The organism is Roseinatronobacter sp., from assembly GCF_051859525.1.
Classification (GTDB): Bacteria; Pseudomonadota; Alphaproteobacteria; order Rhodobacterales; family Rhodobacteraceae; genus Roseinatronobacter.
Genome location: NZ_JBHYFM010000009.1, coordinates 85,229 through 98,876 on the forward strand (window position 1 = coordinate 85,229; position 13,648 = coordinate 98,876).

14 protein-coding genes are annotated in these 13,648 nt (G+C 60.0%); 3 read left to right on the forward strand and 11 right to left on the reverse strand.

What is annotated here, in order from left to right:
* Positions 1-60: 60 nt before the first annotated feature.
* The 7 genes from ACTIE1_RS09570 to ACTIE1_RS09600 all read right to left on the reverse strand — a co-directional run bounded on the left by ACTIE1_RS09570 (position 61) and on the right by ACTIE1_RS09600 (position 4,386).
* Entirely contained in the window at positions 61-621 is a 561-nt protein-coding gene (locus ACTIE1_RS09570; RefSeq protein WP_439563057.1) for a fasciclin domain-containing protein, read from the reverse strand.
* Positions 622-732: 111 nt separating this feature from the next.
* Positions 733-1,404 carry an anti-sigma factor gene (locus ACTIE1_RS09575; protein WP_439563056.1) on the reverse strand — a complete coding sequence of 224 codons (672 nt, stop codon included), beginning with the start codon at positions 1,402-1,404 and terminating at the stop codon, positions 733-735.
* A complete protein-coding gene (locus tag ACTIE1_RS09580) occupies positions 1,401-1,973 on the reverse strand; it encodes a sigma-70 family RNA polymerase sigma factor (RefSeq protein ID WP_439563055.1) in 573 nt (190 codons plus the stop codon). The genes ACTIE1_RS09575 and ACTIE1_RS09580 overlap by 4 nt, the downstream gene beginning before the upstream one ends.
* Positions 1,974-2,045: 72 nt before the next feature.
* The gene (locus ACTIE1_RS09585) at positions 2,046-2,486 is read right to left on the reverse strand and encodes a MarR family winged helix-turn-helix transcriptional regulator (protein WP_439563054.1); all 441 of its coding nucleotides are present in this window, start codon (positions 2,484-2,486) and stop codon (positions 2,046-2,048) included.
* On the reverse strand, positions 2,483-3,322 hold the full coding sequence (locus ACTIE1_RS09590; protein WP_439563083.1) for a carbon-nitrogen hydrolase family protein: 840 nt from the start codon (positions 3,320-3,322) through the stop codon (positions 2,483-2,485). The genes ACTIE1_RS09585 and ACTIE1_RS09590 overlap by 4 nt, the downstream gene beginning before the upstream one ends.
* A gap of 10 nt (positions 3,323-3,332) precedes the next feature.
* A complete protein-coding gene (gene grxC, locus ACTIE1_RS09595) occupies positions 3,333-3,590 on the reverse strand; it encodes a glutaredoxin 3 (RefSeq protein ID WP_439563053.1) in 258 nt (85 codons plus the stop codon).
* A gap of 43 nt (positions 3,591-3,633) precedes the next feature.
* On the reverse strand, positions 3,634-4,386 hold the full coding sequence (locus ACTIE1_RS09600) for a ComF family protein (RefSeq protein WP_439563052.1): 753 nt from the start codon (positions 4,384-4,386) through the stop codon (positions 3,634-3,636).
* Positions 4,387-4,452: 66 nt separating this feature from the next.
* Between ACTIE1_RS09600 and ACTIE1_RS09605 the strand changes: the two genes are divergently transcribed.
* Both ACTIE1_RS09605 and hemH read left to right on the forward strand, forming a co-directional pair.
* A complete protein-coding gene (locus ACTIE1_RS09605) occupies positions 4,453-5,304 on the forward strand; it encodes an SAM-dependent methyltransferase (protein ID WP_439563051.1) in 852 nt (283 codons plus the stop codon).
* A gap of 65 nt (positions 5,305-5,369) precedes the next feature.
* Positions 5,370-6,470, forward strand: a complete 1,101-nt coding sequence (gene hemH, locus ACTIE1_RS09610; RefSeq protein ID WP_439563050.1) for a ferrochelatase — start codon at positions 5,370-5,372, stop codon at positions 6,468-6,470.
* Between the two features lie 168 nt (positions 6,471-6,638).
* Here hemH and ACTIE1_RS09615 read toward each other — a convergent pair whose 3' ends face one another.
* Positions 6,639-6,833: a hypothetical protein gene (locus ACTIE1_RS09615; RefSeq protein ID WP_439563049.1), complete on the reverse strand. Its 195-nt coding sequence runs from the start codon at positions 6,831-6,833 to the stop codon at positions 6,639-6,641.
* A 318-nt stretch (positions 6,834-7,151) separates the two neighbouring features.
* Between ACTIE1_RS09615 and ACTIE1_RS09620 the strand changes: the two genes are divergently transcribed.
* The gene (locus ACTIE1_RS09620) at positions 7,152-7,697 is read left to right on the forward strand and encodes a CAP domain-containing protein (RefSeq protein ID WP_439563048.1); all 546 of its coding nucleotides are present in this window, start codon (positions 7,152-7,154) and stop codon (positions 7,695-7,697) included.
* Between the two features lie 343 nt (positions 7,698-8,040).
* On the opposite strand, the gene trpA is transcribed toward ACTIE1_RS09620, so the two are convergent.
* From trpA to ACTIE1_RS09635, 3 genes are all read right to left on the reverse strand, one after another.
* Positions 8,041-8,832, reverse strand: a complete 792-nt coding sequence (trpA, locus tag ACTIE1_RS09625) for a tryptophan synthase subunit alpha (protein WP_439563047.1) — start codon at positions 8,830-8,832, stop codon at positions 8,041-8,043.
* Positions 8,833-8,935: 103 nt separating this feature from the next.
* Positions 8,936-12,379: a pyruvate carboxylase gene (gene pyc / locus ACTIE1_RS09630; RefSeq protein ID WP_439563046.1), complete on the reverse strand. Its 3,444-nt coding sequence runs from the start codon at positions 12,377-12,379 to the stop codon at positions 8,936-8,938.
* A gap of 87 nt (positions 12,380-12,466) precedes the next feature.
* A complete protein-coding gene (locus tag ACTIE1_RS09635) occupies positions 12,467-13,618 on the reverse strand; it encodes an alpha-hydroxy acid oxidase (protein ID WP_439563045.1) in 1,152 nt (383 codons plus the stop codon).
* Positions 13,619-13,648: the final 30 nt, after the last annotated feature.

Below are 13,648 nucleotides of genomic sequence, written 5' to 3' on the forward strand. Positions count from 1 at the left end.
ACAGAAGGGCAGGCGCATCAGGGATGTGGCCGTATGGCACGCCGCCCGCCTGTGGTCCCGTCAACGTGGCAGCAGGACCGTGTCCACAACGTGAATCACACCGTTTGACTGGTTCACGTCGGAAATGGTCACGCGTCCTGCATTTCCGGACTGGTCATAAATCCACAGCGACCGGCCACGGACCTGCGCACTCAGCGGTGCGCCCGACAGGGTTTCCATGTGGAAGAACCCGTCACGGCTGGCGCGTGCGCGGCGCATCAGTTCAGGGCCGCTAAGGTTGCCCGCGACAACATGCGATGTCAGTACGCGCTGCAATGTGGGTTGGTTTTCCGGTTGCAGCAGCGTGTCCACCGTGCCTGCGGGCAGGGCCTCGAACGCTGCATTCACTGGCGCAAACACTGTCAGGGGGCCTGGGCCTTGCAATGCGTCGACCAGCTCTGCCGCCTGAACAGCCGCGACAAGGGTTGTATGATCCGCAGAGTTTACGGCGTTCTCAACGATATTGCGTGTGGTCAGCATGGGCGCGCCGCCAACCATTGGGTTGTCAGCAGATGCCATCACAGGTGCCAGTCCCGCGGGCGCTGCAAGGGCCAGCATTGTCAGTAATGCGATTTTCTTCATGGTTCACTCCCGATTGATACGCGGGACAGATGCGTTGCTGCGTGTCCCGTGTTCAATGAACGGGCATTCGAAACTGAAAGTTTCACGATGCCGCGACCGGAGTGGCGCAAATCAGCTTTCGCTTAGTTCGGCAACCGCCAGAACATCGCCGGTGGGCAGTCCTGTGGGGGACCCGCCTGCCGGTTCCAGACTGATTGCCAGCACCTGACCCTGTGCCAGTTCTGCCGCGACTGACAGCTCGGCATCGCGCAACACACCAAGCGAGCGTGGAACCTCGGTTTCGTCGATGACCCACAACTCGTAATCCTGATCAGCGCCTGCGTCCTGTCCGCTAAGGGTTATGCGCAATTCCGCAAGGGCCACATCAAACCGCGCCTGCAAGACCAGATCGCGGTCCTGCGCAACCAACTCTGCCTGAAGCATGGGGCCGGTCGGGGCGGGGCGTGACATGTCCCAGACAATCAACGCAATGCCAATAGTTGCGGCAACGGCCGTCCCCGACAGCAGACCCCACAGCCAGGACCTGCGGCTGCGTTGTTGCGGGGCGGGGAACAATTGTGCTTCGATGCGGGCCAGCAGGCCATCGGGCACCTCGGCCTCATCGTAAAATTCGTTCAGGGGGGCCAGACGTGTTTCCCATGCCTGCACCTGTGCTGCGAAGCTGCCATCGACCGCGCATCGCGCCTTGGCGGCCTGCCAGTCATCACCATCCAACAGGCCAAGGACATATTCGGCGGCCAGCACGTCATCGGGAACGGGGGGTTCTGGTGTCTGCTCACTCATCTTTCCAGACACTCCCGCAGGCTGATCAAAGCCCGTCGCAACCATGTACGCATTGTATTCAGGGGCACTTCAAACCGGCCTGCGAGCTCCTGATAGCTTAATCCTTGCAGATAGGCGCCTTGCACGGCGGTTGCGCGATCTTCCGGTAATTCCTTGATGCAGGCAACAACGCGCATCATTTCGGTGCGCGCAAGCGACGTTTCCTCGGCGCCGGGGGTCGGGTCAGGCAGGCGGGCAATCGGGTCGTCCTGATCGTCACCGGAATACCCGCCCGAGTATGCCGTGCGCACCCGTGCCGGACGTGATGCCCGCAGGCAATCCAGTGCATGGTTTCGCGTTATCGCACAGATCCAGCCCATACCCGTTCCTTTTTCGGGGTCAAAGGCCGCTGCACGATTCCATATCTTTATCATGACATCTTGCAATGCATCTTCTGCATCGGGCCTGTTGCCCAACATACGCATCAAAATGCCCATCAGTTTCGGACTGGCGTTATTATACAACGCCCGCAATGCGTGTTTGTCCTGTCGCGTGATGCGGTTCAGCAGTTGCGCGATGTCGTCAGCCACAATCGAAAGACCCTTTTCCCCGAGCATCGCCGGAGATTGACCAACGATACCATATTGCTGCCCGTTTCGCGGTCATGATTCAAGCCGCAATCGCAATTCGCGCAGAACCGGCACTGTCTGGCGGACGCGGTCTTCGCCAAGTGTGTGCGCAATATCATCAATCAGCGGACTGATGGCGGCAAGCGCGGCATCGCGGGCCGCGCGGCCAGCAGGGCTGATTGCAACCATTTTACGCCGCGCATCGTCCCAATCAGGGCGGATATGCACATATCCGGCCCATTCCAGCTTGTTCAACGTGTTGGTCATGGCCCCGCGCGTCACATGAAAGGCGCGCGCCAGTTCGGCGGGGCTGCGTTCGGTTTGCTGGCGGGCCAGCAGGTTCAACACACCAAAATGTGATAATTCCATCCCCTTCGGCAACACTTTTGACAGCCGGTTTCGGGCCAGTTGGTCGGCCATCAGCAACTCGCTGAAAAGGGCATTCGCCAGATCCGAGCGCGGTGCAGAACTCATGGCGTTGCCGGTCCTTCGATTATGCGGTCGTGAAACAGCGCGGGAACACGGCCCCTTGCGCCCACGATCTGGTCAAGATCCAGTGTGACAAACCCGACACCCGGTTCGGTGCCCATGTCCAGCAGCACCTCTCCCCATGGGGCGATAGCCATGGAATGCCCGTAGGTCTGGCGCGGCTGCCCGTGTTGTGCGCAATGTTGTCCGGTTTGTGCAGGGGCCAGAACGAAACAGCCGGTTTCAATGGCCCGTGCGCGCAGCAGGATTTCCCAATGCGCGGCCCCTGTGACCGGACTGAACGCCGCAGGCACTGTCAGGATTTCCGCACCGGCCTGTGCCAAAGCCCGATACAAATAGGCGAATCGCACATCGTAGCACACGCTTAACCCGAAGCAGGCCAGCGCGGTATTCGCAGTCACGGCGCGCGTGCCCGGCCTGAACCCAGACGATTCGCGGTAGGACTCAGCCTCGGACACCTGAACATCGAACATATGAACCTTGTCATACCACGCTGCGATTGTGCCGTCGGGGCCGATCAGGAACGACCGGTTGGCAAACCGCCCGTCCGCATCGCGCGTTTTCAAGGCCAATGACCCGATCAGCACCCAGATACCCAAATCCCTGGCTGCTATGCGCAACGCGGCAAGGGTCATATCATCCGCTTCGTGTTGCAACACCTGTTGCTGATGTGCCCGAGAGGCCGACACGCAATTCGTCACTTCCGGTGTCAGGGCGATATGTGCACCGCCAGCGGCGGCCTTTTGCAAAAATTCCAGCGTGACCGGCAGGTTCGCTACGGGATCGTCGCTAGAGTTCAGTTGCAAAAGCGCAGCACACAGCCCCATCGCGCTATCCCTTCAGAAGGGCGTCAAGTTTACCGGCCCGATCAAGCGCATAAAGTTCATCACAGCCACCGACATGGGTGTCGCCGATAAATATTTGTGGCACAGTATGACGACCGGCGGCGCGTTTCATCATTTCCGCGCGGCGGTCCGGTGTGCGGCTTAGGTCGATTTCGCTGAAGCTGGCCCCCTTGGACGTAAGCAAGCGTTTTGCCGAATGGCAAAAACCGCAGAGCGGCGAGGTATAAATTTCAATCGGTTGCATGGCGGGCGTCCTGTCGTTTCGCGTTGGGCCGCACTATAGCCGATCATTCCGCATGTGCAACGCGCGCAAGGGCAATGACGCGGACCGACGCGGCCCCGCGTGCCAGCAATGTGTCGCTGGCTGCGGCAAATGTGGCCCCGGCTGTCATGACGTCATCGACCAGAAGGATATGGCGGCCTGCGATGCGGTGCACTTGCCGCGGATTTGCGCGGAACGCCCCTTCGACATTTGCGAAACGATCCATGCGCCGACGCCCGTCCTGTGTGCCGGTATAGCGGCTGCGAATCAGCAAATCGGGGCAATGGGCAAGCTGCAGTGTGTTTGCAAGCGCCTGCGACAGCACTGCCGCCTGATTGTAGCGTCGTTTCAGCAGGCGCAGCCAGTGCAGCGGGACTGGGGCGACCAGCATGTCGGGTTGCACCAAGGGTCGGGCCGCGCGTGCCAGCCATTTGCCTGCCACCGGCGCGTGGTCCAGCCGGTCCCGATATTTCAGACCCAGCAGGATCTGGCGTGCCTTGTCGCCATAGACCATGACTGCACGCCCTTGGTCCCAAGGCCGCGCAAGTGTCAGGCAGTCATCACAGATTGCATGCGGGTCGGCCGTCATGTCACCGGGCAGGGGGGTGCCACACAGATCGCAACACTGCCCGAAGATGAAGCCGGTCTGGCGCCAGCAATCAGGGCACAGGGCGCCGTTATCCTCGACCAATGTGTCGCATGTCATGCATTGGGGGGGATATACCGCATGCAGAACACGCTGAACCAGCGCCCTGCCTGTTTCATGCAAGCCCCGCATGGCGTTTTGCCTTTCCAAACGAACTCTCCTACATACGCTGTGACGTTCCCGACCAAAGGCCATGCGATGACCCGAACCCCGCCCGACCTGACCGACCGTGCCGCGCTTGTGCGCAACCGTGCGCGTGTCACAGCGGATCGCCAGACCCCGTTCCTGCACGCGATTGCGCAAGAGGAACTTCAGTTTCGCCTAAGTATGGTTAACAGATCGTTTAATTCGCCAGCCATCGTGACTGGATTACCGCAGGTCTGGGGGGATTTCTTGCCAGATGCGCGCGTTGTGCCGGATGACCCCGTGCTGGATTTACAAGAAGGCGCGCATGATCTGGTGTTGCATGTGATGGGGTTGCACTGGGCGTCCGATCCCGTGGGGCAGTTGGTACAGGCACGCCGCGCCCTGCGTCCCGACGGGTTGTTTCTGGGGGTCTTGTTCGGGGGCCAAACCCTGTCAGAATTGCGCAGCGCCCTTGCGCAAGCGGAATCCGACCTGACAGGCGGGTTATCGGCAAGGGTCGCGCCAATGGCTGAAATCCGTGATCTGGGGGCGCTGCTGCAACGCGCGGGGCTGGCCCTGCCCGTGGCGGATTCGGTCACCCAGTCTGTAGCTTATGGCACTGTGCAAAACCTGTTTGCAGACCTGCGCGATATGGGGGAACGAAACGCGCTTGCGGCGCGCCGCCGAGGTTTGACAACGCCTGCGCTGTTTAGACGCACTGAAGAAATATATGCCGCGCATTTTTCCGACGGGGCCGGACGGTTGCAGGCGACTTATGACCTTATCTTCCTGACAGGGTGGGCCCCTGACGCCAGCCAGCCCCGCCCGCTGCGCCCCGGATCGGCACGAATGTCACTGGCTGATGCGCTGGGAAGTGTCGAAACCGCCCTGCCTGATCAGGTGAAAATCCCCGACAATGATTGAATCCGTTAGAAAAGCGGTTATGTCAGCGGAAAATAATTTAACATACCGGAATGAAAGACCCTGCCATGCTTGATGCAAAGCCACAGTCAACTGCGCGCGGCTGCCCCGTTCATATGGATCATCCGGGGGAGGGGCGTCTGGCCCATGCTGAATCAGACCATCCCCCTGTGCCGCAGGCCAGGATCGGTGTGTTGCTGGCCAATCTGGGAACGCCGGACAATTATGATTACTGGTCCATGCGGCGGTATCTGAACGAGTTTCTGTCAGACAAGCGGGTGATCGATTACCCCGCCTGGAAATGGCAGCCGCTGTTGCAACTGATTATCCTGACCAAACGTCCTTTCACGTCCGGGGCGAATTACAAATCCATCTGGAACCATGACAAGGGCGAAAGCCCGTTGATGACCATCACCAAGGACCAGACAGCGGGCATTGCGGAAGCGGTTGCCGCGCAGTTTGGCGACAATGTCATGGTGGATTTCTGCATGCGCTATGGGAACCCCTCCACACGGTCCAAGGTGGATGAGATGGTCAAGGCGGGCTGCGAGAAGATCTTGTTTTTTCCGCTATACCCGCATTATGCCGGTGCGACATCTGCAACAGCATGCGACCAATTCTTTCGCGCCTTGATGGACCAGAAGTGGCAGCCAGCGGCGCGCACTGTGGCACCCTATTTCGACCATCCTGCCTATATCGAGGCCTTGGCGAATTCGGTTCGGCGCAGTTATGATGCGATGGAGCACAAGCCCGAAGTTCTGGTTGCGTCCTATCATGGCATGCCGAAGCGTTATCTGATGGAAGGCGATCCCTATCATTGCCAATGCCAGAAAACCACGCGCCTGCTGCGCGAGGCGCTGGGCTGGGAAAAGGACAAGGTTCAAACCACATTCCAGTCGGTTTTCGGAACCGAAGAATGGCTGCGCCCCTATACGGTGGAACATGTCGCGGATCTTGCGCGGCAGGGCGTCAAGCGTCTGGCAGTTGTCGCGCCTGCATTCTCTGCGGATTGCATCGAAACACTGGAAGAAATCAACGAAGAAATCTGCGAGAGCTTCGAGGATGCGGGCGGCGAGGAATTCACCTATATTCCGTGCCTGAATGATGATGCCGCGCATATTGACGCATTGGTGCAGGTGATTGCGTCAAACCTGTCGGGATGGACCTGACGCTGTTGTAGTGGTCCCGCGCTGCGGCCTTTTCAATGGCTGAAAACGGGGCGGTTCACGCCCCTTTTTCTTTAGCGACGGGTCGCAGGTTGCGAACGGTCAGGTGTCCGGCAATGAAAAATGGCGGGCACAAGGCCCGCCATTTCCACGAAACAAAAGTTTCGAAACTTATTTTGCGGCAACAGCTGCAGCAACAACCAGAAGCAGCATCAGCGGAACGATGATACCAGCGGAAGAGGAGCTGGTGTCTTCAACGATCACTGCAGGCTCAACGACGGGCTCGGCATATTTGCCGCCCATGCTGCCAGCGAAAGCGGATGTTGCAGCCATGGACAGTGCTGCTGCGAGTGCGATCTTTTTCATAGTAACCTCCAGTATTTACCTGCAACCCAGTCATTGAGGGCAGGCACCCAAGACGAAATGTCGTGGCTTTGGTAAAATCACTTTCCTTCACGAAAGGCAACGGCCACTTGTCAAGGCTTGTGCAGGATTTTGCGGAAATCGTCAAATTCGCAACACTTTCAGGCCGTATTTCGGCGGGTGCATCAAATTAGACGCCAAAACCGGCGGGTCAGATGGTTGCACAAACGCCAAAACCCGCCGCATCACGTCGAGTTGTGTTTGAAAACCATGATTTTAGGGGCTATGCAGCAGTCTGTCGCGAAAAGGATGAATCTGGATATGTTGCGGTCTATTGTTATTTCTTTGCTGGGGGCGCTGTTTCTGGCGGCTTGTGATGTCTCGCCGGTTGCCATGCGCATGGGGCCGGATGGCAAGCCGGTGCCCGCAGTCTATCGAATCAGCGCCAGTGACGCGCCGCGCGTGCGCCAGCGCATGCAGGACGGTTTGAACACAATGCGCGCGCAGCACGGTCAACCGCCGCTTCAGGGCAATGCCGAACTGGCCAGCGCTGCGGCAACGCATGCGCAGGACATGTCATTCCAAAGCCGCCCGTGGCATTGGGGCTCGGACGGGTCCAGCCCCATGCAGCGCGCGCAACGGGCTGGGTATCAGGGCGCTTTCGTCGGTGAAATGGTTTCGGAAACCTTCGAGACCGAGATTGAGACTGTGACTGCATGGATGCAGGAACCGGAAACCCGCGCAGTGATTCTGGACAGTCGTGCACGTGATGTGGGCGTGGGCTGGCATCAGGATGGCAATGGAAAACTGTGGTGGGTCGTCGTGTTGGGGGAACCCAATGCGGGGTTCCAGATGGCAGGGCGTTAAGACCTGATTGCACCTTAGCATTCCACTGGAAAGAGGCCGCGCCCGAAGGGACGCGGCTTTTTCTGTGGCAAGGGGGCGGGCTGTGATGGTGCTGATGTCCTGGACGTCTTGGGGCGTGACGCTGCCCTTCGTGCTTGGATCAAGCCCGCGCCACAGGTGGGCCGGGGTCTGCCGATCCGACATTCTTGGAATGCACTTTATGCAGGCTGCATACTCCTGACTTCAAAGGCTTGGCCAGCCATAAGCCAAATCGGCAGGCCGCGGGACGGCCCACCGATGGCGCGGCGGCCTGCGGCCTTGATTCCGCGCCTTGGGTGGCAGCTTCAGACCGCAGCAGCCCCGCCTATCCGCGATGGGCACCATCTGCCAGTGAACGGACATAATCCAGCACATCCGCGACAGGTTTGCCGGACGCGATTTCCTTGACGATTGCCGAGCCTACGACACAGCCATCGGCCACGCTTGCGATATCTTGCGCGGCTTGCGGTGTGGATATGCCAAACCCTACAATCACGGGCAGGTCCGTCTGGGCCTTGATGCGCGCAACTTCCGGCCCGACCTGCGTGGCTTGTGCCGCTGCCGCCCCTGTAATGCCGGTGATGGACACATAATACACGAAACCTGATGTGTTCTGCAAAACCTTGGGCAGGCGTTTGTCATCGGTGGTGGGCGTTGCCAGCCGGATGAAGTTCAGGCCAGCCGCCTGCGCAGGCAGGCACAATTCGCTGTCCTCCTCGGGGGGGAGGTCGACGACAATCAATCCGTCAACGCCTGCATCTGTCGCCTTCTCCAGAAAATGCGCAACACCCATGCTGTAGATCGGGTTATAATAGCCCATCAGCACGATCGGGGTTGTGTTATTGCCCGCACGGAAGCGCCGGACCATATCCAGCGTCATATCCAGCGTTTGCCCGCGATCAAGGGCGCGCTGTCCGGCCAGCTGGATGGTGGGCCCATCGGCCATGGGGTCGGTAAACGGAACGCCCAGCTCGATAATGTCGACACCGGCATCAGGCAGCCCCTGCATGATGGACAGCGAGGCTTCAAGGTCCGGATCCCCCGCCATGATATAGGCGACGAAGGCCTTGCGACCTTCGGATTTCAGCGCGGCGAATGTGGTGTCGATTCTGGTCATCTGATCCTGTCCCGAGGCTTTTGCAACGGTTTGGGGGAAATCCGCGCGGGAATCAACTGCTCCTGCGCGGATCGGGACCTTTTGGGCCTTGGGCTACGGCCTGTCAGTCCTCGAATTCGACCAACAGGTCCTTTGCTTCGATCTGCGCGCCGGGCTGGACATGTACGGATTTGACCACGGCATCGCGGTCGGCATGCAGGCCGGTTTCCATTTTCATGGCTTCAATCGTCAGCAGCAGATCGCCCGCCTTGACCTTCTGGCCTGCATTGACCCCGACAGATGCAACGACACCGGGCATCGGGGCACCGACATGGGCGGTGTTGGCGATATCGGCTTTTGCGCGTTGCGCGGTCTTGGCTTTCACTTCGCGGTTGGGCACGCGAATGGTGCGCGGCTGGCCGTTCAATTCGAAGAACACCTTCACATCCCCATCATCACCGGTCTCTCCGACCGCAACGACGCGGATTTCCAGTGTTTTTCCGGGGTCGATTTCCGCTGAAATCTCCTCTCCGGGTTCCATCCCGTAAAAGAAGGTCTGTGTGGGCAGGGCGCGCACCGGCCCGTAGACGCGGTGGCGGCCCATGTAGTCCAGAAAGACTTTGGGATACATCAGATAGCCGTTCAGATCCTCGTCATCGACGGTGAAGCCTTCCAGTTCCTCGCTGAGCTTCGCGCGGGTCGCGTCCAGATCGACAGCGGGCAGGCGGGCACCGGGGCGGTCTGTCAGCGGCGCGTCATCCTTCAGCACCTTGCGCAGGATCCCGTCAGGCCATCCGCCCGGTGGTTGTCCCAGATTGCCGCGCAGCATGTCGATGACGGATTCGGGGAAACTGACGTCCTTGTCCGGATTTTCGACATCCGCGCGGGTCAGCCCTTGCGACACCATCATCAGGGCCATGTCGCCTACAACCTTGGAGGAGGGCGTGACCTTGACGATATCGCCGAACATCATGTTCACATCGGCATAGGTGCGCGCCACTTCCGGCCAGCGGTCTTCCAGCCCCATGGACCGCGCCTGTGCCTTCAGGTTGGTGAACTGTCCGCCGGGCATTTCGTGCAGATACACTTCGGAATTGGGGGCCTGCTGGGCGGATTCGAACGCCGCGTAATGGGTGCGCACATCTTCCCAGTAGTCGGAAATCTTGCGGATTGCGCCCATGTCCAGCCCTGTGTCGCGGTCGGTGAAGCGCAGCGCTTCCACAATCGACCCCAGTGTGGGCTGGCTGGTATTGCCCGAAAACGCATCCATCGCGGCATCGGCGGCATCAACGCCCGCCTCGGCGGCGGCCAGAATGGTAGCCCCTGCAATGCCGCCCGTGTCATGGGTGTGGAAATGGATGGGCAGGCCCACATCTTCCTTCAGCGCCTTGATCAGCACCCGCGCCGATGCGGGTTTCAACAGCCCTGCCATATCCTTCAGGCCCAGCACATGCGCGCCCGCGGCCTTCAGGTCCTGACCCATGCGGACATAGTATTTCAGATCATATTTCGCGCGGTCGGGGTTCAGAATGTCGCCGGTATAGCAGATCGTACCTTCGCAGACCTTGTTGGCCTCCAGCACCGCATCCATGGCCACACGCATGTTTTCGACCCAGTTCAGGCTGTCGAACACGCGGAACACATCCACGCCGGTTTCAGCGGCCTGACGCACAAAAAACTGCACCACATTGTCGGGATAGTTCGTGTAGCCGACCCCGTTCGAGGCCCGCAGCAGCATTTGCGTCATCAGGTTGGGCATGCGTGCGCGCAGATCGCGCAACCGCTGCCACGGGCATTCCTGCAAGAAACGGTACGCCACGTCAAATGTGGCCCCGCCCCAGCATTCCATGCTGAACAGTTGCGGCAGCATATGCGCATAGGCAGGCGCCACACGGATCATGTCGATGGACCGCATGCGCGTGGCCAGAAGGGACTGGTGCGCATCGCGCATGGTCGTGTCGGTCAAGAGCAGACGCTTTTCAGCGGCCATCCAGTCGGCCACGGCCTGCGGGCCCTGTTCGTCCAGAATTTGTTTCGCCCCCCGCGCGGGCTGCCCGCTGACGGCAGGCGCGACCGGCGTTTTTATCCCCGCAGGCGGGCGGACCCGTCCGGCGGTTTCCGGATGCCCGTTTACCGTGATATCGGCGATATAGGTCAGAATCTTCGTCGCACGATCGCGCCGTTTGCGGAAATGGAACAGATCATCAGATGTGTCGATGAACTTTGTCGTATAGCTGTAATCCAGAAATGTCGGGTGTTTCAGCAGGTTGATGACAAAGTCGATATTGGTGCTGACACCGCGGATGCGGAATTCGCGCAGCGCGCGGTCCATGCGGGCAATCGATTCCTCTGGCGTGGCGGCCCATGCTGTCACCTTCACCAGAAGCGAATCGTAATAGCGCGTGATGACGCCGCCCGCATAGGCGGTGCCCCCGTCCAGACGAATGCCCATCCCCGTGGCACTGCGATAGGCGGTCAAGCGTCCATAATCGGGGATAAAATTGTTCAGCGGGTCTTCGGTGGTGATGCGGCATTGCATGGCATGGCCCGACAGGGTGACATCGCCCTGACTGGGGGTGCCGGTCGCTTCCGACAAGGTGGCCCCTTCTGCAATGCGGATCTGCGCCTTGACGATGTCAATGCCGGTGACTTCTTCGGTGACCGTATGTTCGACCTGCACGCGCGGGTTCACTTCGATGAAGTAGAATTCGCCACTGTCCATATCCATCAGGAATTCGACAGTGCCCGCGTTCTGGTATCCAACAGCGCGCCCGATTTTCAGTGCTTCTTCGCAAATCTCGGCGCGTTGTTCGGGGCTTAGATACGGGGCAGGGGCGCGCTCGACGACTTTCTGGTTGCGGCGCTGGACAGTGCAATCGCGCTCATACAGATGATACAGATTGCCATGCGTGTCACCCAGCAGCTGCACTTCGACATGGCGCGCGCGCTGGATCATCTTTTCCAGATACCCCTCGCCATTGCCGAAAGCGGCTTCTGCCTCGCGTTTGCCTTCGCGGACTTTGGCTTCCAGTTCCTCGGGGCCGGTGATGGCGCGCATGCCGCGCCCGCCGCCGCCATGGCTGGCCTTCAGCATCAATGGATACCCCACCTCATCGGCCATTTTGCGCACGGCGTCCATGTCATCGCCCAGCACCTCGGTTGCGGGAATGACCGGCACGCCGGCGTCAATGGCCACGCGGCGTGCACTGGCCTTGTCCCCAAGTGCGCGCATGGTTTCCGCCTTGGGGCCAATGAACGTGATGCCATTGGCCACGCAGGCATCAATCAGATTGGGGTTTTCCGACAGCAGGCCATAGCCCGGATGGATTGCATCCGCGCCCGAGAGTTTGGCAACGCGGATGATTTCGTCAATCGACAAATAGGCCGCGACCGGTCCCATCCCCTCGCCGATGCGGTAGGCTTCATCTGCCTTGAACCGGTGCAGGCCCAGCTTGTCCTCTTCTGCGTAAACGGCAACAGTGCGTTTGCCCAACTCATTGGCCGCGCGCATGATGCGGATCGCGATTTCACCACGGTTGGCGATAAGGATCTTCTGAAATTCGGCCATGACGGTCCTTTCTGCGGGTGCAAACCTGTCTTTGGTCATGTGGATAGACCAGTTTTTACAGTTTCGTAAAGGGATTGTAAGGTTTCGTTAGGATTCGGGGGCATGCGCAAGCTGCGTTGCGGCATTCTGCGCGCGGGTAATTCCCATCTGCATCATGCAACTTTTCATGTCTTCGGTCAGAATGTTGTGCAAATGCGCCGGACCGCGCGCCCCCAAGGCACCCAATGCGTAATGCCAACCGCGCCCCAGCATCGCGAAATCGGCCCCAAGTGCCAGCACGCGCAGGATATCAAGGCCCGTTTCCAGCCCCGAATCGCAAATCAGCGGGAATTCCGGCCCGACAGCGGCGCGAATGGCGGGCAGGCAGTGAATTGCAGCAGGGGCCCCGTCGAACTGGCGTCCGGCGTGGTTGGACACCCAGATGGCCTGAACGCCTGCATCGCGCAGGCGCGTGGCATCATCAGGGTCCAGCACCCCCTTGACCACAAGCGGGCCGTCCCATTCCTGCCGCACGGCATGCAGGTAGTCCCAATCCGGGGCGGCACGCAGCAGGTAGCCCGCATGCGCGGTAGAAGGCGCATTGCCGTCAAGTTTCAGGTATTCCTCCATCAAGCGAAGGCGCGGCGGGCCATGGCGCAGGGTTCCGAATGCCCAGGCAGGGCATAGCGCGATTTGCGCCAGCATCGTGGGTGTCACCTTCGGCGGAATCGCAAGTTGCGCGCGTAACTGTCGTTCGCGCCGCGACGGGCCGGGCACATCCACGGTCAGAACCAGCGTTTCAAAACCGGATCTGCGCGCACGCGCCAGCAAATCGCGCCGGATTTCAGGGTCTTTCGGCGGGTAGAGTTGAAACCAGCCCATATCACCGGCAATCGGGCCGATCTCCTCGGGCAGGCGCGTTGCGACAGTGCTGAGGGAATAGGGGATGCGGCAGGTTTGCGCCATGTCCGCAAGCAGCGCTTCCGCACCCGGCCAGATCAGCCCGGACATGCCGACAGGCGCAATACCGATCGGGCAGGAATAATCGCGCCCCAGAAACCGCGTCCCCAGATCCGGCGTGACTGGTCCGCGCAGAATGGCGGGGTTGAACAGAATGCTGTCCAGCGCGGCGCGGTTGCGACCCTTGACCGATTCTGTGCCAGTTGCGCTGTCGACATATTCCCACACGAAATGCGGAACCCGTTTGCGGCAGGCCGATTTCAGGTCTGTAAGGGCGGGGTAACGCTGATCAGGGTGCATCCATCATTCTTCTTACGCAGCAATTCTGCC